Here is a 24,012-nt window from a genome sequence, read left to right on the forward strand (position 1 = left end):
CCCGGGGGCTCAGCCTCCCTTCTCCGGTTCTTGCCGCTGCGCAAATCCCTCGATCTACCTGCCGCCGTCGTGTGGTCGCACGGCATCATCCAAAGACCTATTTAGGCCGTCATGACTAGCCAATCTTCGCCATAAGGCGCCCCGCCGCCCCCTGCTCTGCCGCGAGATTGCGATTATAAGCGAGCGGCATCCGCGGCGACTTCCACCGCAGCGCGTCCATGATGCCGGCCAAATCCTCCCCGCTGGCGAACAGGTCCTGATTGAGCCCGATCCGCGTCGAGTGCGCACTGATCCCCTTCAGCAACCGCGCCAGATCGTCCGCCGTCAAATCGGGCAGCGCGCCACGGTCGAACGCGCGGCCGATGATCGACCGAAAGATTGGTCCGATCGAGCCCGGGTGCAGCGCCACGGTGCCGATGTCATATTCGACGCGCGCCTTCACCGCCGGCTTGGACAGCGTCTTGCGCAGATCCCACGTCTCCCGGCCCGAGATGCTGTCGATCGGCCGACCGCGCACGGCTGCCCGCGCCTTGTAGCGCCGCACCTGCACCCGCCGGAACAGCGGCCCTGTCGTGATCCCCGCCGCTTCGGTCCACGCCGCGATCGCCGCGACGGTGCGCGGGCTGAGGTAGGCGGTCGCCCCCTCCCCGTCTTGATCGCCCTTATGACGCAGAATCTGCAGCAGCCGCGCTTCGGGATCGATCGCCTCCTCAATATGCTCAATGGCGACCGCCACCAGTTCGGAGGCGCGCAGCCCGGTGTCATAAGCGGCCGATAGCAGCGCCCGATCACGCAGCCCCGGCAGATCCTCGCCACAACTCTCGAGCAGCGCGCGGATGTTGAGCCCCCGCGCCTTGTCGCGCTCGACGTCGCGCACCGGGCCCTTGAACCGCAGCGGCCGCGCCTGCTTCTGCGCAGCCCCCTTCTCGCGGCGCACCGTCTGGAGCCGCAGCTTCACCAGCGGCGCCGGCGTCGGATCCTTGAGCTCGAGCAGCTGGTGGATCTTGGCGATCGACGCCTTGTAGCGGGATAGCGAGGCCGGCCGGCTCCCCTTCCCGGCCCGCGCGTCGAGATAATCGGCCACGGTCTCGGGCGTGGCCGGCAGCGCGATCCGGTTGTTGCGCCTACACCACGCATCGAACGCCTCGACGTCGGACTTGAGCGCACGGATGCTATGGGGCGATGAAGCGGCCTGATAGGCGGCGATCAGGCCCTCGTTGACGGTGATGCGCTCGCCGGCGCGCATCTGCACGATCGTCCACGCAAGGTCGGCCGGCGCCCTGACGGCCGGCAGGACAGCCTCAGGCGGCGCTACGGGGATTTCTGGCCCTTCCCGGGCGGTTTCGGTGCTCACGACGCGCCTCGCTCCTCAGCCGCGCTTGTAGCCCACCTTATAAAGAACGGTCAAATCTGCTTATGTGATAAGTGCAATTATCACATGTTCGTTCACCAACCACCTGAGTAGTTGTGCAGTGTTTTGGCATTCACTACACATCCGGCATGGAGCGCTTCCATCCCCTCGCCGCCGACACCGACGTCCCACCCGAGGAGCTCGCCCTCGCGCAAGGCGAATGCGCGCTGGCGCTCGGCCGGCTCGACGGGCTCCTCGCCAGCCTCACCGATATCGAAAAACGGCTGTTCTGCGTAGGGCTGCTGCGGGAGGTGTTGCTTTCATCCCTGGCGCAAGCGGGATTTGCGGACGCCGAACACCGGTTCAACGCCTGGTTCGCCGGGCTCGACCGCGGCCCCCAAGAGACACCCCTCACCGGCTGCTCCGCCTATGCCGTGGTCCGCGCCCTGCTCGGCGAACTCAGCCGTCATCCGTGGGAACCGCTCGCCGATGCCGCGCAGACCATCGCTCTGGCCGCTCGCTTCGGGGCCGACCGCCCGATGCAAGCCGAAGACGCGCTGGCGGAGGAAGCGATCGGCAGGGCGATCACGCTAATGAAACAGGCCGGCGCGGATGACGAGACCCCCCTGCCCTTCGCGGGTCTGGCCCGCCTGCACGCGCTGCTGCGCGCCGATCCGCGGTTCGCGCCGCTGGAGCGCGCGGTGCAAATCCGTTCGTTTGGGAACCGCGCGGTGGCGATCGAGCAGGCCGCCACGCGCACCCCGCTCTGGGCGGTCGATGCCGCGCTGGGGCGGCTGCTGACCGCGTCCGGCGCGTGGGCCCGCGCCCTCCCCTGCCCCGGCGCGGTGACGGCGCAAACGCTGCAGCCGCAGCTCTGGCCGGGCGAACGCGCCATGCTGGCGGCCCGCAGCCTCCAGCGCAGCGTGACCCGGCTTGCCGAGCTGGTCGCGCAAGCGCGGCGGCGCGCGGTGCTGATGCGCGAGCAGTTGGGGCACCTGCGCTCGAGCGCGCGGGCACCGCAGGTGTGGATCCTGCTCGCTGGTTTTGCGCCACTCGGGCTCGATCAGATCACCTGGGCGTTCGGGATCAGTCGGCGCGGCACCTATGCGATCGGCGACGCCCTTGTGGCGGCGCGCATGGCACGGCGGGAGACGGTCAAGGGGAAGGCCCTGCTGGTCGTCGAAGAACCGGGAAGGGATGGGCAGCCGGCGTCTTTGGACCAGGCTACCGCCCTCCCCCATGCGGCTCTTGCCGAGTTCGACGCGGCGATGGGTGAGATCGACCGGCTGCTCGCCGGCAGTTCTGGCCATCCCTGACGCGGCATCGCGCGCATTCGGCGTGTATGAAAACTGATCTCTTCTTGACGTTATGTACAGATATCATACATAGACAGAGAAAGAAGGAGATGGCCAATGGCCACAACTGCCCATTCCGGCGTCCCCGCCAAAGCGCCCAGCCGCAAGGATCTGAGCGGTCCGGCGCTGCGCACCTTTTTCCGCATTGCCGACGCCTGGGACCTCAAGGAAGCCGAGCAGATGAAGCTTCTCGGGCTCGACAGCCGCTCGACCTTCCAGACCTGGAAGCGCGGCGCGGTCGCGGCGATTCCCAAGGATGCGCTGGAGCGCATCTCCTATGTCATGGGGATCTACAAGGGGCTGAAGATGCTCCTGCCCCGTACCGCCAACGAATGGGTACGCAAACCCAATGAGGCGCCGCTGTTCGCCGGACGCCCGGCGATCGAGCGGATGGCCTCGGGCAATGTCGCCGATCTCTACGTGGTGCGTCAATATATCGACGCGCAGCGCGGCTGATGGATGCCATTGCGACGACGCAAGTGCGGTGGCAACCGTGCTACCGGATCGTCGCAAGCCGGTTCCCGCCCATATCGCTGTTTGAGGATGTCGCGGATCCGGCCGACCTGGAAGCGGTCTATGCGATCGAGGCGATGACCAACGACCGGCTTCGCGACGAGGTCGGGGACCTCGCCCTCGTCCCACCGGAGGACCGCGTATCGGGACCCGGAACATCGGCGATCATGGCAGCGTTCACCCACCTAAATCCCGATGGCAGCCGGTTCTGTGACGGCAGTTTCGGGCTGTTCTACGCTGCCAGCACCATCGAGACTGCGGTTGCCGAGACGCGCCATCACCGAACCCGCTTCATGGCGTACACCCACGAACCGGCGCAGGAACTCGACATGCGCGTCTACGCGGTCGACCTGGACGCCATGCTCCACGATATTCGCGGCCTGCGCGATGAACGCCCTGCCCTCTACGCCCCGGACAGCTATGCCGCCGGCCAGGCGCTTGGCCGGCACCTGCGTGAGCAAGGTTCGGATGGCATCGTGTACCAAAGCGTGCGCGACGCCGACGGCGAGTGCGCCGCGGTGTTCCGCCCTCGCCTACTCGCCAACAGCCGACAGGAGCGGCACCTGTGCTACGTTTGGGATGGCCGGGCGATTGTCACCGTCTACGAGAAGAAGACATTCGCCTAAAGGTCCTGCGGACAAGCTAACCTTTCGGCCTTGAGTGACGCCTGTCAGGAATAGACCCCGGCAGCCATACGATCGAGATCTTCCATGACGATATCGATATCGCCATTCGCAACCAATTCCGCGGCCGTTTTCCCAACTCCAGAAATGGGTTGATGCTTGAACCAGATAACCGCCTTGCCTTCTTCGCCTGCAAGTTCTGCCGCTCGCGTTATAACTCGGGCTATTTCCTCCAGTTTAATCTGCACGGTCGGGGCGGAGGGATACAGAGTCATGGCCTTAGGATCCAGGCGAGCAACGCGAGCCAAATGCGCCATGGAGAAGCGCAGGCGCTCCGCCAGACGACGGGGCGAGATGATCTCATTCTCGCGAATGTCATCCTGGAAGGCTGCAGTCATAGGGCAGTCCATATTCAACATGTGAAGACAAAACTCTCACGTCTCAGAACCGCTGAAGATTGTCCTAGCTCCAATGCTGATCGAGCAGCGCTTTCAACGCGGCCTCCGCTTCAGCCCGCGTACCACCGGCATGCGGGAGCAAGGTAAGTTTGAGACCCTTACGATCCACCGCCTCCACTTTCAGCAATGGTTTCCCCCCTTCGGACACGATCGTTTCCGGCTTTCCTGACTTCTTGGGGGATCCTGACCTCTTGGGGGGATCGGCGGCCAGAGCGAGCGCGCGTATGATATCGGGGACCGGCATCGGTGCTGCGCGATCGGACTGCACCTGAGCGAGACGTCCCGCCTCGGCGAACACACGCTGCCGCCGATCCTCCGGTTTCAAGAGAGGCTTGATCGCGGTGACATGCTTGATCCTGAGATCCTGCGGAAGGGCGAAGGCCGCCATCAGTTCCGCCGGCAGCCGGGCAAGGTCGAGATAGCGGCTGAGCCAGCTTTCCGTGACATTGATCCGCTCGGCCATCACCTTCTGGCGCCCCTCATAATAGGCGTCGAGCGCGCGCAGATAGTCGCGCGCGCGCTCCAGATCGGTGAGATCGTCGCGCGCCCGATTCTCGAGGTCAGCGAGACGGAAGGCCTCCTCGTCGGTAAGGCTACGGATATCGACGAGAAAGCGGAAATCCGGATAGTTGTGGGCGCGCAGCCAACTGATCGTCCAATGCCGGCGCGCGCCGCAAATCACCTCGAAATCGAAGGCAGGATCGTCCTTCACGCGGCGAACGATGGCGGGCATTTCTTGCTTGCCCTGCGCCTTGATGCTCTCGATGAGGTCGGCGCACCGCTCCTCATTGAGGAGCGCATATTCGCGGTTATGCCCCGCCCACATTCGGCAGCGCGCGGGATCGACAAGCTCATGGGTGCGCGAGACGACGCTGCCCGTCGCCAATTCGGCAAGCCGGCTTTCCCGGCCCGCCAGCACGCTCGCACCGATGCCAGGGCGCCGCGCCGCTGGGGCTTGCGCCCCCGGGTCGATTCCGGCGACCAGATCAGCCGCGAAGTTGGCGTTCTTCTTGCTCATCATCCACCCCTTCTACCCGGAATTGCACCGGTGCAATTTTGCTCGCATCAGGCGAGTCCCTCCTTGCGAAGCCGCGTCAAATGGCTCGGCCACATCGACCGAATGTCGACCTCAATTTCACTGTTCACGCCATCAAGATAGGCAAGGCAGCGGTTGCGCACCGTCGAACTGGTGACCGGGCCGTCCAGCTCGTAGACGGTCATCAGCCGCGCCGTTGCATTGTCGATTTCGGCCGAATCCTTGAGCGGCGTACGGACGATCGCGTGACCGAAAAGGGTCCGCATCAGGTTCAGCAGTTCCTTCTGCATCGACTTATTCTCATCGACCTTGGACGCCACAAAGCGCAGGAACTGCAGCGACGGCGCCAAGCCGCGATCGGCCAGCGTCTCTATGGTCTCATCGAGCATGGCGAGGAAGGCCGCCGTCGACGAGAAGTCCATCACCGTCGGCGGAACCGGCACCACCAGCGCATTGGCCGCGCGCAGCACCGAAAGCGAGATCGCGCCGAGCGCCGGAGGCGGATCGAGAACCACCACATCGAACCGATCGGCAATGCTCGCGATGCCTTGCGCCATGCGGTCGATCAGGTTCCCCTGCCCCCGCGCCATGCGCGCTGCGATTTCATATTCCGACTGGAACAGCCGCAGATTGGCCGGAACAAGCTCGAGGCCGTCGAAGTGGGTCTTGCGCAGGGCATAGTCGAGCGACTCCATGTCGTCGTGCCGCAGGAATGGATAGAGCGTGTCCTCCTCGGTCAGGTCGAGGTCGGGCACATAGCCGAATAGCGTGGTTGCCGACGCTTGGCTGTCGCAATCGATGAGAGCCACCCGGTAGCCCTTGATCGCGAGATATTGGGCCAGGTGCACCGAAAGAGTCGATTTCCCCACCCCGCCCTTGAAGTTCTGCACCGCGATAACGCAGCAGGGATCGGTTGCGGCCCGCCAGGGCCGGGTGCCGAACAGTCCGCGCATGTCGTTGAGCTGCGCCAGGGTATAGCCGACACGCCGATTATTCTCGGTTCGCGGAGGCGGCGGCAAGCGGCCGTCCTTCTCGGCCTCGCGAATGGCCGCCGCGGTTCGGCCGACCAGTTCCGCGGCCTTGCCAATCGGGAACGTCGGCTCGCGCCGCTCGTCCGCCCGGGCACTCCGCGCGGAGTCGCGGAGCCGCTCGAGGACAGAGCTGGTCCGTTGTGCGAGCGTCGAGACGGACAGCAGGTCCTGCGTGCCCTCAATGTCGAGTGATGCAGCCAAGAGAGGCCCCCTTGCGAAACTAGAGGGGGCATAGCTCAATTTGCACTTTTAGGTCAATCGAAGGCTGATTTTCGCAAGTCGGCCCAGCCCGAAGGGCGAAACTTGCCCAATCTGCGCCGCAGACCTTTTGCGCCCCCTCGCAACCTGACCCCTTGGGGGCAGTTCACCCCGAAATTGCACCGGTGCAATTTCGGCTCAGGGGCGCCCGCGTCGTGCCAGGAAACTCTCGCAGAAGCCGGTCCAGGATGCGATCAGCTTGGCGCCCTTGAGCTTCGCCAGCCTTTCGCCCATCTGCGCGCGATAGGCATCGGCAATGAGATCGATGTCCCAACCGCCGCCAGCCGAACGGCCGATGGCCGCGAGCGTGTCCGAGCCAAAGCGGATCGTGCCGTTCGGGAAGGTGACCTCCCCTGCCCCAGCCTTATCCTTTGACACCAAGGCCGCCACCGCCGCCTGTGTGACAGCCTCGACGGCAACGGTCTCCACCTCGTCCTCGCGCCGCGCCTTTCTGCCCGCAGAGTGCCGACCGATCTCATCCACGGTCGCGATTTGGGCCGGAGCATCCTTGGGCTCAAAGCGGAATTCGATTTCGGTGACAGTTCTGCCCTGGCGGATCTCCCGCCACTCCACGCGAAAATGGGCGAGCTGGTCGATTTCGGCCTTCGCCTTTTCGAGAACTTTGCGGCGCAGCTGCGCGAAATCCTTGTAGACGTCCGGCGCGATGCCGAGCAGCGCACGCAGCGCCGTCATGTCGCCCTTCCAGAGCGACTGGCGCCTATGCAGCCTCAGCGCCCCGATCTCGTACAGCTTGAGCGCATAGGTTGATCGGAAGCCGAGCACCGCCTGGCGGTTCAGGACCGCATAGGTCTCCGATTCCTGGATCAGCTTTCGGGCTTCGGGCGTGAACTCCCACTCGATCCACCCAGCGTCCGCGCCCTCTTCGTCTTCCGCTTCTTCGCGCGACGACGAGATAAGCGAAAAGCGCAGCGTCGCCTTCTTGCCGCGCCAGGACTTGTCGTCGACCGCGAAAAGCGTGCGGTGCAATTCCTCAAGCATATCCGAGATGCGCTCATTGCCCTTGTGGCCGCGGCGAATGTCCGCCTTTCGCATCTTGTGCGGGCGGTCCTCCCAGGCATCACCGCCCGCGGTCAAAATCATCAGCGCAAGCAAACGCGAAGCAGTCAGGCTAAGCGACTGGCCTTTGACGAACTTGACCTCGACGATGCTGCCGGGCTTGGCGAACTCGTCACCGCCCTTTGCCTGCAGGGCGGCAGCCACCCGCATCGCCCGTCCCGGAGAAGCGTCATCGCCGGTGGGGGAGGGCGTTACAGCGTGATCTAGGGCTTGCTCGTCATCCATGCCATGAAGTCTGCGCCGATTCGTCCAGCGTGGGAGAAAATCTGCCTGACCTGTCCTTACGCGTCAAGTCAGGGCAGGATAGACACCGGATTCGGCCCCCAAGAGGTCAGGATGGAACTTCGCTCCGAAGCAGCAAACCATGAGGAAGTGCGGCGAGTCGCGTTTCCAAGCGCCCGGACCCGCGCAAACGGCAGCGCGGACGCCGAAGAAAGTCCCTGACGAACGCTATGGCGAGCGAATCACTCCAGCAGGAAGCTGTCCCCCATACGGTCAGGAAGGCCCCAGCAGGTCAGGTTGCATCCCCCGATCGGTCAGGGAAGCGCCCCCGGAAGGGCAGGCAAAATCCCCCGTCCGGTCAGGATAAGCTTGCTCAAACCCGCAGAAATGCTGTGCTTTCGGCCTCCTGAATCTGAATCCTTTTGAATCGGAAAAGCTTCCGCTGCGAGCAGCGGCGTTTTGATTCTTTTTATTTTGAGAAAGAGATCGGCGTCGCGCCTGATGCAATCGTTCAATCCCCCCGCCTGGAGGGATACGCGAAGTTAGCCGCCTACGATAGGCTGCCGGCCAAATGACCTTGCGCATGGAGGGTGCATGATCAACTTCGCCAAGTTCGAGATCATCGGCCGGATCGGGGAAATCGACGCGCGGCCGAAAGTCACCCTGCTGTCGGTCTGCGCGAATTATCGCCGCAAGGGTGACGATAACGAATGGCAGGAAGACAGCCACTGGAACCGCGTGAGCGTCTTCAGCGAAGGCCAGCGAAAACATATCGCCGACCGGGCTCAAGTCGGGGATCTCGTGCGCATAGCCGGACGGCTCAAGGACAACTCCTATGAACGCGACGGCGCGACGCACTACACAACCGATCGCATCGTCGAGGAATTCGGGATCCTGGCACCCAAAGGCATGCCGGGGTGAAATATCGGGGAGGGGAGGGCGCAATCAGCAGCGGCGCTCCACCACTTCCGAGGATTAGTCGATGCCCATAGCTGCTCCCCATCGCGCCAAAGCCATTGTCGAAGCCCTGGGTGGGATCTGGCGCGGTACGCGCGGCGAATGCCGGTGCCCGGCACATAACGATCATGGTCCCAGCCTGTCGGTACGCCTGGGCGAGCGGGCGATCCTGTTCCACTGCTTTGCCGGCTGCGACACGCGCGATGTTCTGGCTGCTTTGCGCCGGCGCAAACTTCACGATGCGGAGCCGCTCACAATGCCGCGCCCGAAGGCGGCCGCGGACCATCGCGCTCTTGCACTTCGCCTATGGAAGGCGAGCCAGCCCATCGCCGGATCTCCAGCGGCCGATTATCTGGCGGCGCGCGGTCTGCCGCCTCCCTATCCGCGTTGCCTGCGCTACAACCCGCGCACCATCGTCGGGGCCGGTGAGCGCCGCCGGTTCTTTCCGGCGATGATCGCCGCGGTCGAGAATGATCTGGGGGTTGTCGCCGTCCAGCGGACCTGCCTCGATCTCGCCGACATCCTGCACAAACCCATGCCAAAGCCGAAGATTGCCCTTGGCCTTCTCGGCGACGCGGCCATTCGTCTGGCGCCGGCCGGCGAGGAGCTTGGCCTTGCCGAAGGCATCGAGGACGCCCTTTCAGCAATGGCCTGGTTCGGAACGCCCACCTGGGCGCTGGGCGGGGTCGAACGCCTTGGGCTTGTCGCCATCCCCGAACGGGTCAAGCGTATCATCGTCTATGGCGATCGCGGTGCCGCCGCTGCCGCCATGCTCAAAAAAGCCCGCCCCCATCTCACAGCCAATGGACGCGAACTGGTGCTCCGGCTGCCGGAACGGCACGCGGACTGGAATGATGCTTGGCGTGTCCGCCGGGCCGCCGAGGCGGCCTGAAAGGGGAGGGAGCCTTCCGGCTGATGACCTGGCGCTGATGCCAGGTGTCAGACCTGGAGATGCCCCATGGCCACACACCCCCTCGCGCTCACGCTGCCGCTCGATGATCCCGCCCGTACCGCTGCTCAAGGCATAGCCGACCGGCTGTCCGAAGGATGTCCGGTTGCACGTAACGACCTCCTTGCCGAAATGACCTCCGCTTTCGGTGGCTCGAGCGCCGATGGCCTGTGGTCATTGCGCGACGCCTACGATGTGCTCGAACTCGCGCAGGTCCTCCATCTGAAGAACGCGACGCTCCCGGCAGATGCGAATGCGCGGCTCGCCCAGCTGATCGCTATGACGGCGGCGCTTCCCACGCAAAGCGTGCGTAGCGAAACGCAGATCGCGTTCCAGCAATTCTCGACACCGGCGCCGATCGGCTTCCTTGCCGCCAAGGCAGCCGCGATCACGGCACACGATATCGTGCTCGAGCCCTCGGCCGGGACCGGCCTCCTGGCCGTACACGCCCATCTCGCCGGCGCGCGCCTCCTTCTCAATGATATCGATGCCTGGCGCACGCGTTTGCTGCGTCACGCCTTTCCCGAAGGCAGGCTGAGCACGCATGATGGCGAACTGATCGACGATATGCTCGATCCGCAACTGGTGCCGAGCGTCGTGCTCCTCAATCCGCCCTTCTCGCGAAGCCAGGGGCGCGCGCGCGATCGCCATGCCGCGCTTCGCCATTTGCGCTCCGCGCTGTTGCGGCTTGCTCCAGGCGGGCGCTGCGCCGTTATTCTCCCCGACCGCATCGAGACGGAGGACGCGGATTGGCTGCACGCCACTGCGGGCGCGCATGCCCGGCTGCATCTCGACCTGCCGCCCGATGCCTATGCCAAGCACGGCACCGGCCAGGCAGTCCAGCTCATACTCCTCGAAAAGGACGGGGCAGGGGGCTCGGTCCCGCGCCAGACCTGCACGACGCTCGGCGCTGCGCTTGCGGCCATCGATGCGATGGCGACCCCATGCGCGCCGCAGCCGCAGCCGATCTCCCGCCCCAGCGGATTGTTCCGGGGCCTCACGCGGCGGACCCGCCCCGTCTGCTCGCGTGCGGCGGTGACCCTGCCCACGACCCGCGCGGTCGCCTATCACCGTCTCGACGCGCCCGCACCCGCGGGCGAACCGCAAGGGATTTACCTGCCCTATCGGCCGAGCCGTCTGCTGATTGCCGATGCTCGTGAGCACCCAAGCGCGCTGGTCGAATCGCAGGCAATGGGATCGATTGCCGCACCCCCGGTCGCTTATGAACCCGTGCTGCCGGCCAGGATCCTGGACGACGGCCTGCTCTCGGACGCGCAGCTCGAAACGCTGATCTACGCTGGCGCGGCGTTCGAGCGCGATCTTCCCGGGCGGTTCATATCCAGCGAGGAGGGTCTTTCGCTGTCGCCGGCAGAGGCCGGTAACGCCTATCGGACCGGCTTTTTCCTTGGCGATGGCACGGGCGCCGGCAAGGGGCGGCAGGTGGCAGGCGTCATCCTCGACCAGTGGTTGCGTGGCAACCGCCGCCACCTCTGGATATCCAAGAGCGAGACGCTGGTCGAAGACGCTCGCCGGGACTGGTCGGCGCTTGGCGGCTTGCCGCTCGACATCCAGCATCTCAACCAGTGGAAGCTCGGCACCCCGATCGCGCTGGGCGATGGGATCCTCTTCCTGACCTATGCCACCCTGCGCTCCAACCGCGGCGACAGGGGCACGCGGCTGCGCCAGCTGATCGAATGGATGGGTGAGGATTTCAGCGGCGTCATCGTTTTCGACGAGGCGCATGAAATGGCCGGGGTGGCCGGCGGCGAGGGCCGGTTCGGCGCCACGAAAGGGTCCGAGCAGGGCATTGCCGGCGTCCGCCTGCAAAATCTCGCTCCGCGCGCCCGGATTCTCTACGCCTCGGCGACGGGCGCCTCGGATGTCAACAATCTTGCCTATGCGACACGCCTCGGATTGTGGGGACCGCAGACGGCCTTCGCCGACCGGCGGGCCTTCGTGGAATCCCTGCGCCGAGGCGGCATCGCGGCGATGGAGTTGATCGCCCGCGACCTCAAAGCGCAGGGCCTCTATGCCGCGCGGGCGCTCAGCTTCGCCGGCGTCGAATATGACATCCTCGAGCATCGGCTCAGCGAAGAACAGATCGCCGTCTACAATGCCTATGCCGATGCCTGGGCGATCTTATGGCGAGCTGCGCATAAGACGGCTTATCGCGAGGAAGCGGTAATGCGGAGGAGCGCGGCGTAACCGGCGAATTCCCATGATAGTGTGCGCAGTTGCTGCGCATTATATTGGTTGCGAACCTCGGCGGTCCCTGGACCAGCTGAGGAGGCAATCATGTTGAAGTTGCATGACGAGTTGATCACCGAACTCTCGAATTCGCTCACCACACAGAATTACAATCCCGTGGTCGTGGCGAACCACCGTCTCTACGCCCGCGCGTTTCTCGATTATCTGGCCGAGTGCGATATACAGGTCGAGACTGTGACGCCGCAGCAGGTCGATCAGTATTTTGGCTATGCGGTTCAGGATTTTGAGATCCAGTACGGTCGGCCTCCCAGTGCGCGTTGGCACATGTTGCCCCGCACCGCGATCGCCAAGCTCCTCCGGCTTGCTCAAGGCAATTGGCCCCCGGACGCAGAAATGATCGGTCCCGATGACGAGCATCGACATGAAATTTGCCGCGAATACGAGGCATGGCTGCGCGAGGAGCGCGGTTTGGCAAGCGCGTCCATTGCGGCGCTGATGTGGGAGGCGCGAAACTTCCTGCGATGGCAGTTCGACCGGGCCGGTGCCGCCAGCCTCGAAACGTTGAGCATCGTGGACATCGATCTCTACATGGACATGCGCGCGCCTGGTTTACGGCGCAAATCATTGGCCGATGTCGCTGAGCGTCTCCGTTCGGTGGTTCGCCATCTGCATCGGACGGGTCGCATCCCGACCGATCTGACGCCACACATCATCGGCCCCATGCTCTATGCCTACGAAGATGTGCCGTCGACGCTGGAAAGGAGCCAAATCGCCGCGGTTCTGGCGACAACGCAGGAGGACAGATCGCCACGCGGACTACGCGATTATGCGATACTTCAGCTGCTTGCCACGTATGGGCTGCGCGAAGGTGAGATATGCCGCCTTCGGCTCGATGACGTGGACTGGCGCGCAGAATCCCTCCGGATCTGCCACACCAAGACCAACGCGTACTCGTACATGCCGCTAATGGTGACTGTTGGTGAAGCGCTGCTGGATTATCTGCGCCTTGGGCGGCCCCAGGTTGAAGTGCGGGAAATCTTCGTCCGATCCTGCGCACCCTATATCGCAATGACGAACCTGTACGGCATGATCCGCGGTCGGTTGGCCGCCGCAGGCGTAGTGCCAGCAGGAAAGCGGGGGCCGCATGTCTTCCGCCACGCACGTGCGGTCGAAATGCTGCGGGCATCGGTCCCGCAAAAGATCATCGGCGACGTGCTCGGGCATCGATCCACCGAATCCACCAATACTTATCTCAAACTGGCAACAGATGATCTCCGAGCCGTGGCACTCGAGGTGCCTGGAATGGAGGTGCTGTCATGAGCGCCTGGCACGATCCCGATCGCACCGTCGTCGACGCCTTCCTGGTAAAATCGCAGTTCCGGCCGGGAAGCGTACCGACATATCGCTGGTTCCTTTGCACCTTCGAAGATGTTGCCCGCCGGCATCCGGCGGTGGACCGGCAGATGCTCGACGCCTGGCTGAAGGAGATGCAAAAACGTTGGCGATTGTCGACGCTGCTCAATCAGGTCTGCATTGTCGACCGCTTCCTCGACCACCTCGTCGAAATCGGGCTGATCGCCGACAACCCTGTTGCTGCACTTCGCCGTCGGTACAACGTCAAGCAAAGCAAGCCGATCTGGCGGGCCTTGGCTTCCCCGAATCCCGACGAATCCTTGGCCGCGTTACGACGGCCTGCGCCCTTCGGCAGCGTGCTGGGTGACTTCATGCAAGACCATGTCATGCTGATGCGCAGCCGGGGATATCAATATGAAGCGCAGGCTCACTGGCTGCTGCGGTTCGATCGGTTCCTTCAGGCCCGTCCCGACCTCGCGGAGCAACCACTTGAGGCAATGATTGCGAGCTGGGCGGCTGCCAAGCCGACCCGCAACCACGCGGCTGAATGCCAGAAGCTGGCGCGCATCCTGACCAAGGCGCGGTTCCGCCTCGATCCGACTATCCCGCCAAAGCGCTTCAATCCCCGGCCAGAGCGGGAAGTAGCGCGGGAGCATCGGCAACCGCATATCTTCAGCCCGGCTGACGTTCGGCGTATGCTCGATACCGCACGGACTTATCCGTCGCCGGACGCTCCGCTGCGGCCGTTGACCCTCTACACCATGATCATGCTGGCCTATTGTGCCGGGCTACGGCGAAGCGAGCTGGCATGGCTCGATCTTGGTGACGTGGACCTGCAATCAAGCACGATCACGATCCGGGAAACGAAGTTCTACAAGACCAGGATCTTGCCTCTATCCGACAGTGTCGCGGTCGAACTGCGCGCGTACATCGATGCGAGGCGGCGCGCTGGCGGCCCACAGAACCCGAAATCAGGGCTGTTCTGGCATGCCCACTTAAATGACCGCTACAGGCCCGAGGCGGTTACGACAATGATTACCAACGTCATGCGCCGTGCTGGGCTCAAGCCCGCTTCGGGCCGGACCGGGCCGCGGGTCCATGACCTTCGTCACTCGATGGTGGTGAACCGCATCCTCCAGTGGTACCGGTCCGGCATTAACCCTCAGGAAAAACTGCACTTCCTCTCGACCTACATGGGGCACCGGGATCTCCACTCCACGCTGGTCTACATCACCGTCACGCAGGATCTGTTGCAGGAAGCCAGTGAACGGTTCCGCGCGCTCGGCGCCCCGTGCCTTGTCACGGAGGCGCGGCCATGAGGAAAGGCAATCCATTGCCCGCGTTGTTGCGGGCGTTCTTCCAGGAGTGGCTGGCCGAGCAGCGCAGCGCGTCAATCCACACGATCCGCTCTTATCGCGACACCTGGCGGCTGCTGCTTCGGTTCGTCGCGGAGCGAAAAGGCTGCGGGGTCGCGCGGCTGACGCTCACCGACGTCTCGGCCGGCGAGGTGCGCGCGTTCCTTCATCATACCGAGCATGGCCGCAAGACCACGATCGGCACGCGGAACTGCCGACTGGCCGCCATCCGCAGCTTCTTCAGCTTCGTGGCGGACAAGAATCCGGAATACATCGCGCAGTGCTCAGAGGTCCTGGCTGTTCCGTTGAAGCGGGAGCCCACCTCCGCGCCGTGCTACCTCGAGCCCGAGGAGGTCGAGGCCATCCTCGCCCAGCCCAACCGATCGACACTCGAAGGGCTGCGCGACCATGTACTGCTCTCGTTCCTCTATAACAGTGGCGCGCGAATCCAAGAGGCGCTTGACCTCTGTCCCGAAGCAATCCGGTTCGATGCACCGAACTTCGTGCGTCTTTACGGCAAGGGGCGCAAGGAACGCATCTGCCCGCTCTGGCCAGAAACCGTGGCATTGCTCAGGAAGCTACTGGAGCGACAGCCGCGTGCGCCCGATGAGCGGATCTTCGTCAATCGATACGGTGAACCGCTAGGGGCGTCAGGGGTGCGGTTCAAGCTCAACGCCTACGTGGAACAAGCCGCGAAATCGACGCTGACCCTCCAGTCAAAACACGTTACGCCTCACAGCTTCCGGCACGCGACCGCCGTCCACCTCGTTGCCGCCGGAGTCGATATCACCGTCATCCGCAGTTGGCTCGGGCACGTCAGTCTCGATACGACCAATCACTATGCTCAGGCCAATCTGGAGACCAAACGAAAGGCGCTGGAACAGGTTGGCGCCCCGGCGGCGAGCAACGTGCCACCTTCGTGGAAGCGAGATGCCAATCTGATGGGATGGCTCGACACCCTATAGAATAATGTGAAGGACGTGGCGAAATGTTCCGCAGCTTTGCAGGACTACGCCGCGTTCCTCCGCATTACCGCTTCCTCGCGATAAGCGATCATTCACAACAATCTGCAGGCCGCGCTCGCCGCCACGCGCGTCACCGACGACTTCAGCGGTGCCACCTATAATAGCGGCGCGAAGGCCGCGGCATTGTCGATCTTCGAATCGACCAAGCAACGCTTCTTCGGCCAGATCCTGCTGTCGATGAAGCTGCCCTCGCTGATCCCGGCGATCGCCGCCGATCTCGCGCGCGGCGACTGCGCCGTCGTCCAGCTCGTGTCGACCTCGGAAGCGATGCTCGATCGTGCCCTTGCCGACCTGTCCCCCGAGGAGCGCGCCTGGCTCGATATCGAGCTGTCCCCGCGCGAATTCCTGGTCGATTATCTGACCGCGGCCTTTCCCGTGCGCCAGATGCGCACCTATACCGACGATAGCGGCACGGTGCGCTCGGAACCGATGATCGACGAGGCCGGGCAGCCCGTGCTGTGCCGGGAAGCGATGGCCATGCGCGACCAGCTCCTCGAGCAACTCTGTGCGCTGCCGGTCGTCGGCTCGGCGCTCGATCACATAATCGGGCATTTCGGGACGGAGGCTGTGGCCGAGGTGACGGGCCGCAGCCGGCGGATCGTCGTCGATGCCGACGGCCGTCAGCGGATCGAACGGCGCAGCGCGCGCACGAACCTCGCGGAGACCGACATCTTCATGCGCGGCGAAAAGCGCATCCTGATCTTCTCCGACGCCGGCGGCACGGGGCGGAGTTACCACGCCAGCCTCGACGCGCCCAATCAGAGCCGCCGCATTCACTATCTCCTCGAGCCCGGTTGGCGCGCGGACGCGGCGATCCAGGGGCTGGGCCGCACGCACCGCACCCACCAAGCCTGCCCGCCCTTGTTTCGGCCCGTTTCCACCGATTGCCGTGGCGAACGGCGGTTCATCTCGACCATCGCCCGGCGCCTCGACAGCCTGGGCGCGCTGACCCGTGGCCAACGCCAGACCGGCGGGCAGGGACTTTTCGACCCCCGCGACAATCTGGAGTCCGACTTCGCGCGGGAATCGCTCGACCAGTGGTTTCGCCTGCTGTTCCAGGCAAAACTCCAATCGGTCCACTTCGATCAGTTCCAGGCGCTCACCGGTTTGAACCTGGCCGGGGAGGGCGGGGGGCTCACCGAGACCTTGCCCACGATCCAGCGGTGGTTGAACCGCATCCTGGCGCTGCGCATCGACCTGCAGAACGCGATCTTCGACGAATATCTCGGCTTGATCGAAGCACGGGTGGAAAAGGCACGCGAGGCCGGCACCCTCGATCTTGGCGTCGAAACGATCGCGGCCGACCGTATTTCGATCCTCGACCGGACGGTGATCCGGCGCGATCCCGTGAGCGGCGCCGAAACCGAGATCCTGCGTATCGAAACCGAGGAGCGATATCGGCCGCTGACCCTGGAGCGAGCGCATTGGCTTCTGGCCGACCCGGAAGCGCGCGGGTTGATCAACCCGCGTTCCGGCAAGGCCGCCATTTGCCGGCCGACCTTCTCGCTGACGGACGAAGAGGGGCGGACCGTGCGCCGCTATGAGCTGGTGCGGCCGACGCGCACCGAACGGCACCGGCAGGACCTCTTCGCCGAAACCCATTGGACCGACGTGGACCGGGCGAGCTTCGACGAAGCCTGGCAGGCCGAATGCGACGCAATGGCGGCGCAGACGCGCACGCAGATCATCTATCTGGTCACTGGCCTGCTGCTTCCGGTGTGGGGCAAGCTGCCCGACGATCATGTCCAGGTCTGGCGGCTGACGAGCGATGACGGCCAGTCGCTTCTCGGGCGTCTTATTCCGGCGCCGCTGGTTGAGCGGATTGCCAGCGCATTCGGCATCGCGGCCCATGTCGAGATCGACCTCGGCGCGCGGGTCGAGCACGTCCGCACCTCGGGCGAGATCATGCCGATCGGAGCGCTGCGGCTGAAGCGCGCCTTGGTCGCCGGCGATCAACGCCTCGAATTGCTGGACTGGAAGCCCGAGGCGCTGCCGCATCTCAAGGCGGCGGGCTGCTTCACCGAGATCATCCAGCACCGCACGCGGCTGTTCGTTCCCCCGAGCCGCGCCCTCGAGATCCTCGCCAGGATCACGGACTGACCCGCGGCCGCGCCAAGCGACCGAAGAGAGGGGAGGGGGCCTTCGGCCGGGTGGGCCTGAGTGGCTCAAGCCGGCCGACGAGGTCGGCGCAACCCTCGAAGGAGACAACCGATGATCCAGTCCGTGAAGGTCAAGAACCTCTCGCTCTCGAAGGACAACCACCCATCTCGACGACCACGCGGCTTATATCGGATCCTGGCTCGCCATTTTGCGCAAGGATAATCGCGCATTGCTGACGGCGGCTGCGCGAGCCGAGGAAGCCGCCGGGTTTCTGCTGCGGGCAACCGATCTCGCTTGCGAGGATGATCTGGACGAGCAGGCGGCTGCTTGATCTCGCCATGTCGCCGATTGCACTATATCCATATATCCGCTATCGTGGATATATGGATAACGAATCTGTCATCGTCGCGTTGGGCGCGCTTGCCCAAGCCACGCGCCTCGACGCCTTCCGCCTTCTGGTGCGTCACGAACCCGAAGGCCTTCCCGCCGGCGAGGTCGCCAAGGCGCTGGATGTCCCGCAGAACACGATGTCGGTGCATTTGGCGACCCTGGCGCGTGCCGGCCTGGTCACATCCGAGCGGCGCAGCCGGATCATCAACTACCGCGCCGATCTCGATGCGCTACGCTCCGTGATGCTGTTCCTCGTCAAGGACTGCTGTGGTGGCCGGGCCGAGCTCTGCCATCCACTTGCGGATGAACTGCTTGCCTGTCGTGCTGCCTGAAAGGACATCAACATGACGGATCGCCTGTTGAACGTACTGTTTCTTTGCACGGGCAATTCCGCCCGTTCCATCATGGCCGAGGCGATCCTCAGCCGTGAGGGGCTAGGCCGTTTCAAATCGTTCAGCGCCGGCAGCCAGCCCAAGGGCGAGGTCCATCCGTTCACCATTCATCTCTTGGAGAAGCTGAACTACGACGCAAGCCGGTTCCGCTCGAAGAGCTGGGAAGAGTTTTCCGGCCCCGATGCGCCGTCCTTGGATTTCGTGTTCACCGTTTGCGACAATGCCGCCAATGAGCTTTGCCCGGTTTGGCCGGGGCAGCCGCTGACCGCCAATTGGGGGGTGCCCGATCCGGCCGCTATCGAGGACAGCGAAACGGTGCAGCACGCGGCCTTCTTCGATACTTACAGGATGCTGTTCAATCGCATCTCGCTGTTCACCAACCTGCCGTTCGAAGGCCTCGACAAGATGAGTCTACAGAACCGGCTGAACCGGATCGGCAAGGAACAGGGCCGCGCCGACCTCCCAAGCGAAAAGGCACCCAGCGCATGAGCAATGCCGCAATCGATATCGTCATCTATCACAATCCCGAGTGTGGGACGTCGCGCAACACGCTGGCGATGATCCGCAACGCCGGGATCGAGCCGCATGTGATCGAATATCTCAAGACGCCGCCCAACCGCCCGCGCCTGGTTTCGCTCATCGCCCGCATGGGCATCAGCGCACGCCAGTTGCTCCGCGAGAAGGGCACGCCCTTCGCCGAGCTGGGTCTTGCCGATCCGACGCTCAGCGATGACCAGCTCATTGATGCGATGATCGAACATCCGATCCTCATCAACCGGCCAATCGTTGTGTCGCCGCTCGGCGTGAAACTCTGCCGTCCATCGGAAGAGGTGCTCGATCTTCTCCCGTCCGCCCAGCGCGGGGCTTTCACCAAGGAAGATGGCGAGCAGGTCATCGACGCCGCCGGCAAGAGGATCGGGGCGTGAACGCGACCGTTGCGGCACGACCCAAGCCGGCGATCAACAGCTTCGAACGCTATTTGAGCGTCTGGGTGGCGCTCTGCATCGCTGTCGGCATCGCGCTCGGCTATTCGCTGCCGAATCTGTTCGCAGCCATCGCATCGGCTGAGATCGCGCGCGTGAACCTGGTCGTGGCTGTGCTGATCTGGCTGATGATCGTCCCCATGCTGCTCAAGATCGACCTCGGCGCGTTGGGGTCGGTTCGCCAACACTGGAAGGGCGTCGGCGTCACCCTCTTCATCAACTGGGCGGTGAAGCCCTTTTCAATGGCGCTGCTCGGCACGCTGTTCCTGGGATGGCTCTTCCGGCCGCTGCTGCCGCAGGGCGAGATCAACGCCTATATCGCCGGGCTCATCCTGCTCGCCGCCGCCCCCTGCACGGCGATGGTGTTCGTCTGGTCGAACCTGTGCGACGGCGAGCCGACCTATACGCTGAGCCAGGTGGCGCTCAACGACGTGATCATGGTCTTCGCCTTCGCACCGCTGGTCGGACTGCTGCTCGGGGTCGCCTCGATCACAGTGCCCTGGGACACGCTGCTCATCTCGGTCCTGCTCTATATCGTCGTGCCCGTCATCGTCGCGCAGATCATTCGTCGGGCGTTGCTATCGTCAGGCGGGCAGCCGGCGCTCGATCGGCTGCTGGCAACGCTTGGGCCGGTGTCGCTGGTTGCGCTGCTGACGACGCTCGTCCTCCTGTTCGGCTTCCAGGGCCCGGCGATCCTGGCTCATCCGCTGGTCATCGCACTGATTGCCATTCCCATCCTCATCCAGGTCTACTTCAATGCGGGCCTGGCCTATTGGCTCAGCCGGCGCTTCGGCGTGGCCTGGTGCGTCGCCGCTCCGGCCGCGCTGATCGGCGCGTCCAATTTCTTCGAGCTCGCGGTTGCAGCCGCGATCAGCCTGTTCGGCCTCAATTCCGGGGCCGCGCTCGCGACCGTGGTGGGCGTGCTGGTCGAGGTGCCGGTAATGCTGTCTGTCGTCAGCATCGTCAAGAAGACGCGGCCCTGGTACGAGCAACGCGTTCCTGCATGATCGCTACACTCCTGGATTCCAGGTCGCTTTCCGACCTGATGGCGGAGCTGAGCGCGGCGGGTCTGCCTGCCAGTGATCTCGCCGAGGCGGGACGCCGCTTCTTTCGGTTCGAGGATGATGTTGGCCTTGTCGGCTATGGCGGGATCGAAGGCGACGGCTCCGACCGCCTGCTGCGCTCGCTGGTCGTGAAGGCCGATCGGCGCGGATGCGGATTGGGCGGTGCCATTCTCACGGCAGTCGAACGCGCTGCAGCTGATGAGGGCGCGACTAGCCTGTACCTGCTCACCACGACCGCCGAGCCTTTCTTTCGCCGTCACGGCTATGAAACAGCCGAACGGACCGACGTTCCTGCCGTCATCGCGCAATCGGCCGAGTTCCGATCGCTATGCCCGGCGAGCGCCGCCCTTTTGTACAAATGGATTGCCTGATGTCGCGTCTTCGTATCCTTCCCGAACCCGATCACATGCCCGCGCTGGACCGTGCAATGATCCGGCCCGATCTCGCCGCCGGGCTCGGCGCGCTTGAGCCGAAACCTCGCATCCTCCTCCTCTACGGCTCGCTGCGCGAGCGGTCGTTCAGTCGCTTCGCGGTCGAGGAAGCGGCCCGGCTGCTCATCCTCTTCGGCGCCGAAGTGCGGATCTTCGATCCGGCCGATCTCCCGCTCCCCGACCAGATCAAGGACGATGATCACCCGGCGGTGCATGAGCTTCGCGAGCATGCGCTTTGGTCCGAGGGCATGGTCTGGTGCAGTCCCGAACGGCACGGCCAGATCACCGGCATCATGAAAGCGCAGATCGACCATTTGCCGCTCGAATTCGGCGGCATGCGTCCGACCCAGGGCCGGACCCTGGCCGTCATGCAGGTTTCGGGCGGATCGCAGTCGTTCAACGCGGTCAACACGTTGCGGCTGCTCGGGCGGTGGATGCGCATGTTCACCATCCCCAACCAGTCGAGCATTGCTATGGCGTTCAAGGAGTTCGACGAGGACGGCCGTCTCAGTGCCTCAAGCTATTATGACCGGATCGTCGACGTCATGGAGGAGCTGGTGCGCTTCACGGTGCTGACACGTCGCCATGCCGATCAACTCGTGGACCGCTATTCGGAACGCAAGGCGGCAGCCGCCAAGCGCGACGCGGCCCAAGATCTGGCCTCACGGTCGAAGGCCTGACGGCCGGGCTCTTCCGATGCGACGCGCTTTCATGCCGTCCTGTGCGTATCGGGAGATCGGGTTGCGGGTGCCCTTCTTAAGGTCCTCTGCGTCATGAATGCCTGACGCGACAGGGCCTTCGCGCCTTTCGCCAGAGGATGCGGCACATGGGCCATCGCGCTGGCGGCGGCAACCCGAACGCTCCGGCCGTGTTGGCGCGCCGAGGCGCGCCTGCCCGCACCACCCGGACCTTATCGGGTTCCCCTTGGGCGTTGCCCGGCGGTGCCGCCGCCGCTTTTTCGATGGCCCGGAGGGTGCGCATCCGGCGGGAAGGCCGCCGGCCCTGCGACACGGAAAGGCAATCCCTCATGACCAGCTCCCTTTCAGCAGTGCTCCAAGCACTCGAACTCGGCCATCTCGACCTGATGGGCGACCAACGCTCGATGGAAGCGCCGCCGCCGGCCGAAGCGCTCGAACAGACCGTCAGCGCCATCTGGAGCGATCTCTTCGCGCTCTTCCCCTTCACCGCGCTCGAACGCGACATCGAGGATCTGGGCTGGGGCTTCGTCAATCTCTTCCACCGCGCGGCCGCCAAGAAGCATCAGCTGATCGACCGCCTGACCGACGAGATCCGGCTCCTGCTCGCCGAGCAGGACGGATCGGAGATCGCGACCGCTGATCTCGAGGACAAGATCGATCTCGCCCGCAAGGTCGAGCAGTCCGCCCAGGCCTATGAGGGGATGCGCGACACCGCGGCGCGCCACTATCTGCATGAGACCGGCCGCTCCTGGGTGCCCGCGACCGGCAACCGCATCTCGCTCGGCACGACCGCTGCGATCGTCGATGGCCGGGCCTATTTGCAGGCGCGGCGCGAGCGGGTGCGCGATGCCAATATGGTCCATGGCACGCCCGTGGTCTTCGCCGGCGGGCGCCTTCGCTTCGCCAGCGACGACGAGGCCAAGCAGTTTGCCGACAATCTGCTGCGGACCCTCAAGGCCGTGCGCGAACGTGTGGGCGACATGTATCTCGTCCATGGCGGCGACATGAAGGGCATCGAGCGTCTTGCAGCATCCTGGGCCGAGCAGAACGGCATCCAGCAGCTGCGGTTCGGCCTTGATCGCAAGCTTGGCGATCGTGCCGGCTTCCGGCGCAACGAGCAGATGCTCTCGGTCAAGCCGCGCTACGTCATTGCCTTCCAGGGCAACGGCGTCACCGAAAGGCTGGTGGTCGAGGCCAAGGCGCGCGGCATCCATGTCGTCGATCGCCGCGGACCGCTCGGAACGCCGCCGGCGGCTTTATCTCGCGGCTGACCGCCGTGCCGGCCGCTTCGGCGGCCGGCTTTTCTCAATCTCGCGGATTCCGGTGCCGGAGGGGAGGGGGCGGGGCGGATGCGTCCCTTGTTCCCTTCGGAGGTTCCGCATCATGTTCATGCCCGATCGCGCCAGTGCGTGCGCGCTCCTTGCCTTCCGCGCCGCGCATGGCCGCCACTGGAAGGCGAAGCTGCTGTCCTTATGGTCGACAGGCCGCGATGTGGACGAAGCCGATGGCGCTTACTTACGGCATCTTCGCAACCAGGCCGGTCCCTCCTGGCTCCGCCAGCTGACGCCGCGCCGCTGGCGCGCGATCGAAAGATTGGCGGCGCCCGGCGATCCGGTGCTTGCAGCCGTGTTTCTCGATCGAGCGCGCGAATTTCATCGCGGCGCGCAGATTGGCGCGCCTATTGCGCTTGCGCCGGCACTGCACTTGCTCGCGATCTCCTGCGAACTGGGTTTGAAGGCGCATCTTTTGGGTCATGGCTGGACGGACGATGCGCTGGCCCGCGATATCCGTCATGACCTTGTCCGCGCCCTCGACGAGGCGCGGCAGCTAGGCCTGCCGGCGCCCGGTCGTCCGCTGGCCGATTTCATCAAGAGCCTCGGCCCGGCCTATGCCGTGCATCGGATCGACGCGCTGGTGGCAGGTGGCTATGCCTGCGACATCGGCGCCGTGCTTTGCGAGACCGGGCAGCTCCTCGATGCCGTGGCGGCCTGCCTGAGGCCAGCCACGCCAGGCGCCGCCACCTTGCGTACCTCCTCTTCCCCCTCCGCGTGATCGTGCAACGGACGTCGTGTCGAGCCCGCGAGTGGCCATGCGAAGGATCTACAATCCCGTCCTGCGGCTCAAGGGACGGGCAGATAAGGCACGGGCGTAAGGTCCGCGAGATGCCGGACCGGCGTGCTCGG

General features: G+C 64.5%; 24 protein-coding genes and 1 pseudogene. 19 read left to right on the plus strand and 6 right to left on the minus strand.

The features are described 5' to 3' along the window. Window positions 1-115 precede the first annotated feature (115 nt). The gene (locus LDB26_RS20370; protein WP_013039113.1) at window positions 116-1,354 is read right to left on the minus strand and encodes a site-specific integrase; all 1,239 of its coding nucleotides are present in this window, start codon (window positions 1,352-1,354) and stop codon (window positions 116-118) included. 146 nt (window positions 1,355-1,500) lie between these two features. Between LDB26_RS20370 and LDB26_RS20375 the strand changes: the two genes are divergently transcribed. The 3 genes from LDB26_RS20375 (at window position 1,501) to LDB26_RS20385 (ending at window position 3,845) form a co-directional block, all read left to right on the plus strand. Further along, window positions 1,501-2,667: a hypothetical protein gene (locus LDB26_RS20375; RefSeq protein ID WP_007686500.1), complete on the plus strand. Its 1,167-nt coding sequence runs from the start codon at window positions 1,501-1,503 to the stop codon at window positions 2,665-2,667. A 96-nt stretch (window positions 2,668-2,763) separates the two neighbouring features. Next, complete coding sequence (locus tag LDB26_RS20380; RefSeq protein ID WP_007686501.1) at window positions 2,764-3,162, plus strand: antitoxin Xre-like helix-turn-helix domain-containing protein; 399 nt, start codon at window positions 2,764-2,766, stop codon at window positions 3,160-3,162. Continuing rightward, window positions 3,162-3,845: an RES family NAD+ phosphorylase gene (locus LDB26_RS20385; RefSeq protein WP_013041559.1), complete on the plus strand. Its 684-nt coding sequence runs from the start codon at window positions 3,162-3,164 to the stop codon at window positions 3,843-3,845. Before LDB26_RS20380 ends, LDB26_RS20385 begins: the two co-directional genes overlap by 1 nt. A gap of 44 nt (window positions 3,846-3,889) precedes the next feature. On the opposite strand, the gene LDB26_RS20390 is transcribed toward LDB26_RS20385, so the two are convergent. The 5 genes from LDB26_RS20390 to LDB26_RS20410 all read right to left on the minus strand — a co-directional run bounded on the left by LDB26_RS20390 (window position 3,890) and on the right by LDB26_RS20410 (window position 8,439). Beyond that, window positions 3,890-4,240 carry a hypothetical protein gene (locus LDB26_RS20390; RefSeq protein WP_007688086.1) on the minus strand — a complete coding sequence of 117 codons (351 nt, stop codon included), beginning with the start codon at window positions 4,238-4,240 and terminating at the stop codon, window positions 3,890-3,892. 64 nt (window positions 4,241-4,304) lie between these two features. Further along, window positions 4,305-5,318 (minus strand): ParB/RepB/Spo0J family partition protein, encoded by a 1,014-nt coding sequence (locus LDB26_RS20395; RefSeq protein WP_013849890.1) that lies wholly within the window; start codon window positions 5,316-5,318, stop codon window positions 4,305-4,307. A 47-nt stretch (window positions 5,319-5,365) separates the two neighbouring features. Further along, a complete protein-coding gene (locus LDB26_RS20400) occupies window positions 5,366-6,568 on the minus strand; it encodes an AAA family ATPase (RefSeq protein WP_007688084.1) in 1,203 nt (400 codons plus the stop codon). A 195-nt stretch (window positions 6,569-6,763) separates the two neighbouring features. Next, the gene (locus tag LDB26_RS20405; protein ID WP_007688083.1) at window positions 6,764-7,852 is read right to left on the minus strand and encodes a replication initiation protein; all 1,089 of its coding nucleotides are present in this window, start codon (window positions 7,850-7,852) and stop codon (window positions 6,764-6,766) included. A 386-nt stretch (window positions 7,853-8,238) separates the two neighbouring features. Further along, window positions 8,239-8,439, minus strand: a complete 201-nt coding sequence (locus LDB26_RS20410; RefSeq protein ID WP_013041755.1) for a hypothetical protein — start codon at window positions 8,437-8,439, stop codon at window positions 8,239-8,241. 79 nt (window positions 8,440-8,518) lie between these two features. On the opposite strand from LDB26_RS20410, the gene LDB26_RS20415 reads away from it, so the two are divergent. From LDB26_RS20415 to LDB26_RS20490, 16 genes and pseudogenes are all read left to right on the plus strand, one after another. Continuing rightward, window positions 8,519-8,845, plus strand: coding sequence for a single-stranded DNA-binding protein (locus LDB26_RS20415; protein ID WP_007688082.1), 327 nt, complete (start codon window positions 8,519-8,521; stop codon window positions 8,843-8,845). Between the two features lie 61 nt (window positions 8,846-8,906). Then, a complete protein-coding gene (locus LDB26_RS20420) occupies window positions 8,907-9,773 on the plus strand; it encodes a toprim domain-containing protein (RefSeq protein ID WP_007688081.1) in 867 nt (288 codons plus the stop codon). Window positions 9,774-9,839: 66 nt separating this feature from the next. Then, window positions 9,840-12,035: a strawberry notch-like NTP hydrolase domain-containing protein gene (locus LDB26_RS20425; protein WP_257542273.1), complete on the plus strand. Its 2,196-nt coding sequence runs from the start codon at window positions 9,840-9,842 to the stop codon at window positions 12,033-12,035. Between the two features lie 90 nt (window positions 12,036-12,125). Next, window positions 12,126-13,358, plus strand: a complete 1,233-nt coding sequence (locus LDB26_RS20430) for a site-specific integrase (protein WP_007015824.1) — start codon at window positions 12,126-12,128, stop codon at window positions 13,356-13,358. Further along, window positions 13,355-14,710 carry a tyrosine-type recombinase/integrase gene (locus tag LDB26_RS20435; RefSeq protein WP_009823940.1) on the plus strand — a complete coding sequence of 452 codons (1,356 nt, stop codon included), beginning with the start codon at window positions 13,355-13,357 and terminating at the stop codon, window positions 14,708-14,710. The genes LDB26_RS20430 and LDB26_RS20435 overlap by 4 nt, the downstream gene beginning before the upstream one ends. After that, entirely contained in the window at window positions 14,707-15,711 is a 1,005-nt protein-coding gene (locus tag LDB26_RS20440) for a site-specific integrase (RefSeq protein WP_009823939.1), read from the plus strand. The genes LDB26_RS20435 and LDB26_RS20440 overlap by 4 nt, the downstream gene beginning before the upstream one ends. Before the next feature lie 183 nt (window positions 15,712-15,894). Beyond that, a complete protein-coding gene (locus LDB26_RS20445) occupies window positions 15,895-17,871 on the plus strand; it encodes a strawberry notch C-terminal domain-containing protein (RefSeq protein WP_009823943.1) in 1,977 nt (658 codons plus the stop codon). A 157-nt stretch (window positions 17,872-18,028) separates the two neighbouring features. After that, window positions 18,029-18,202 (plus strand): annotated as a pseudogene (locus LDB26_RS20450) (zincin-like metallopeptidase domain-containing protein); the annotation flags it as partial. A 52-nt stretch (window positions 18,203-18,254) separates the two neighbouring features. Next, window positions 18,255-18,593 carry a helix-turn-helix transcriptional regulator gene (locus LDB26_RS20455; RefSeq protein ID WP_013849891.1) on the plus strand — a complete coding sequence of 113 codons (339 nt, stop codon included), beginning with the start codon at window positions 18,255-18,257 and terminating at the stop codon, window positions 18,591-18,593. 12 nt (window positions 18,594-18,605) lie between these two features. Continuing rightward, window positions 18,606-19,142 carry an arsenate reductase ArsC gene (locus LDB26_RS20460; RefSeq protein WP_007688074.1) on the plus strand — a complete coding sequence of 179 codons (537 nt, stop codon included), beginning with the start codon at window positions 18,606-18,608 and terminating at the stop codon, window positions 19,140-19,142. Beyond that, window positions 19,139-19,579, plus strand: a complete 441-nt coding sequence (gene arsC, locus LDB26_RS20465) for an arsenate reductase (glutaredoxin) (protein ID WP_007688073.1) — start codon at window positions 19,139-19,141, stop codon at window positions 19,577-19,579. The genes LDB26_RS20460 and arsC overlap by 4 nt, the downstream gene beginning before the upstream one ends. Continuing rightward, window positions 19,576-20,643, plus strand: coding sequence for an ACR3 family arsenite efflux transporter (gene arsB, locus LDB26_RS20470; RefSeq protein ID WP_007688072.1), 1,068 nt, complete (start codon window positions 19,576-19,578; stop codon window positions 20,641-20,643). Before arsC ends, arsB begins: the two co-directional genes overlap by 4 nt. Next, the gene (gene arsN2, locus LDB26_RS20475) at window positions 20,640-21,071 is read left to right on the plus strand and encodes an arsenic resistance N-acetyltransferase ArsN2 (RefSeq protein WP_007688071.1); all 432 of its coding nucleotides are present in this window, start codon (window positions 20,640-20,642) and stop codon (window positions 21,069-21,071) included. Before arsB ends, arsN2 begins: the two co-directional genes overlap by 4 nt. Beyond that, on the plus strand, window positions 21,071-21,811 hold the full coding sequence (gene arsH / locus LDB26_RS20480) for an arsenical resistance protein ArsH (RefSeq protein ID WP_007688070.1): 741 nt from the start codon (window positions 21,071-21,073) through the stop codon (window positions 21,809-21,811). Before arsN2 ends, arsH begins: the two co-directional genes overlap by 1 nt. Window positions 21,812-22,158: 347 nt before the next feature. Then, window positions 22,159-23,100, plus strand: a complete 942-nt coding sequence (locus LDB26_RS20485) for a DUF2493 domain-containing protein (RefSeq protein WP_007688069.1) — start codon at window positions 22,159-22,161, stop codon at window positions 23,098-23,100. 112 nt (window positions 23,101-23,212) lie between these two features. After that, complete coding sequence (locus LDB26_RS20490) at window positions 23,213-23,881, plus strand: hypothetical protein (protein ID WP_007688068.1); 669 nt, start codon at window positions 23,213-23,215, stop codon at window positions 23,879-23,881. Window positions 23,882-24,012: the final 131 nt, after the last annotated feature.

The sequence above is a fragment of the Sphingobium sp. CFD-1 genome (genome assembly GCF_024611115.1).
Classification (GTDB): Bacteria; Pseudomonadota; Alphaproteobacteria; order Sphingomonadales; family Sphingomonadaceae; genus Sphingobium; species Sphingobium baderi_A.

Excerpts from the sequence above, each read along its gene's own strand:
- LDB26_RS20380 (WP_007686501.1), top strand. The coding sequence starts at position 2,764 with ATGGCCACAACTGCCCATTCCGGCGTCCCCGCCAAAGCGCCCAGCCGC.
- arsN2 (WP_007688071.1), top strand. The coding sequence starts at position 20,640 with ATGATCGCTACACTCCTGGATTCCAGGTCGCTTTCCGACCTGATGGCG.
- LDB26_RS20490 (WP_007688068.1), top strand. The coding sequence starts at position 23,213 with ATGTTCATGCCCGATCGCGCCAGTGCGTGCGCGCTCCTTGCCTTCCGC.
- LDB26_RS20390 (WP_007688086.1), bottom strand. The coding sequence starts at position 4,240 with ATGACTGCAGCCTTCCAGGATGACATTCGCGAGAATGAGATCATCTCG.
- LDB26_RS20385 (WP_013041559.1), top strand. The coding sequence starts at position 3,162 with ATGGATGCCATTGCGACGACGCAAGTGCGGTGGCAACCGTGCTACCGG.
- LDB26_RS20455 (WP_013849891.1), top strand. The coding sequence starts at position 18,255 with ATGGATAACGAATCTGTCATCGTCGCGTTGGGCGCGCTTGCCCAAGCC.
- arsC (WP_007688073.1), top strand. The coding sequence starts at position 19,139 with ATGAGCAATGCCGCAATCGATATCGTCATCTATCACAATCCCGAGTGT.
- LDB26_RS20420 (WP_007688081.1), top strand. The coding sequence starts at position 8,907 with ATGCCCATAGCTGCTCCCCATCGCGCCAAAGCCATTGTCGAAGCCCTG.
- LDB26_RS20415 (WP_007688082.1), top strand. The coding sequence starts at position 8,519 with ATGATCAACTTCGCCAAGTTCGAGATCATCGGCCGGATCGGGGAAATC.
- LDB26_RS20460 (WP_007688074.1), top strand. The coding sequence starts at position 18,606 with ATGACGGATCGCCTGTTGAACGTACTGTTTCTTTGCACGGGCAATTCC.
- arsH (WP_007688070.1), top strand. The coding sequence starts at position 21,071 with ATGTCGCGTCTTCGTATCCTTCCCGAACCCGATCACATGCCCGCGCTG.
- LDB26_RS20425 (WP_257542273.1), top strand. The coding sequence starts at position 9,840 with ATGGCCACACACCCCCTCGCGCTCACGCTGCCGCTCGATGATCCCGCC.
- LDB26_RS20485 (WP_007688069.1), top strand. The coding sequence starts at position 22,159 with ATGACCAGCTCCCTTTCAGCAGTGCTCCAAGCACTCGAACTCGGCCAT.
- LDB26_RS20440 (WP_009823939.1), top strand. The coding sequence starts at position 14,707 with ATGAGGAAAGGCAATCCATTGCCCGCGTTGTTGCGGGCGTTCTTCCAG.
- LDB26_RS20375 (WP_007686500.1), top strand. The coding sequence starts at position 1,501 with ATGGAGCGCTTCCATCCCCTCGCCGCCGACACCGACGTCCCACCCGAG.
- LDB26_RS20395 (WP_013849890.1), bottom strand. The coding sequence starts at position 5,318 with ATGAGCAAGAAGAACGCCAACTTCGCGGCTGATCTGGTCGCCGGAATC.
- LDB26_RS20435 (WP_009823940.1), top strand. The coding sequence starts at position 13,355 with ATGAGCGCCTGGCACGATCCCGATCGCACCGTCGTCGACGCCTTCCTG.
- LDB26_RS20430 (WP_007015824.1), top strand. The coding sequence starts at position 12,126 with ATGTTGAAGTTGCATGACGAGTTGATCACCGAACTCTCGAATTCGCTC.
- LDB26_RS20405 (WP_007688083.1), bottom strand. The coding sequence starts at position 7,852 with ATGCGGGTGGCTGCCGCCCTGCAGGCAAAGGGCGGTGACGAGTTCGCC.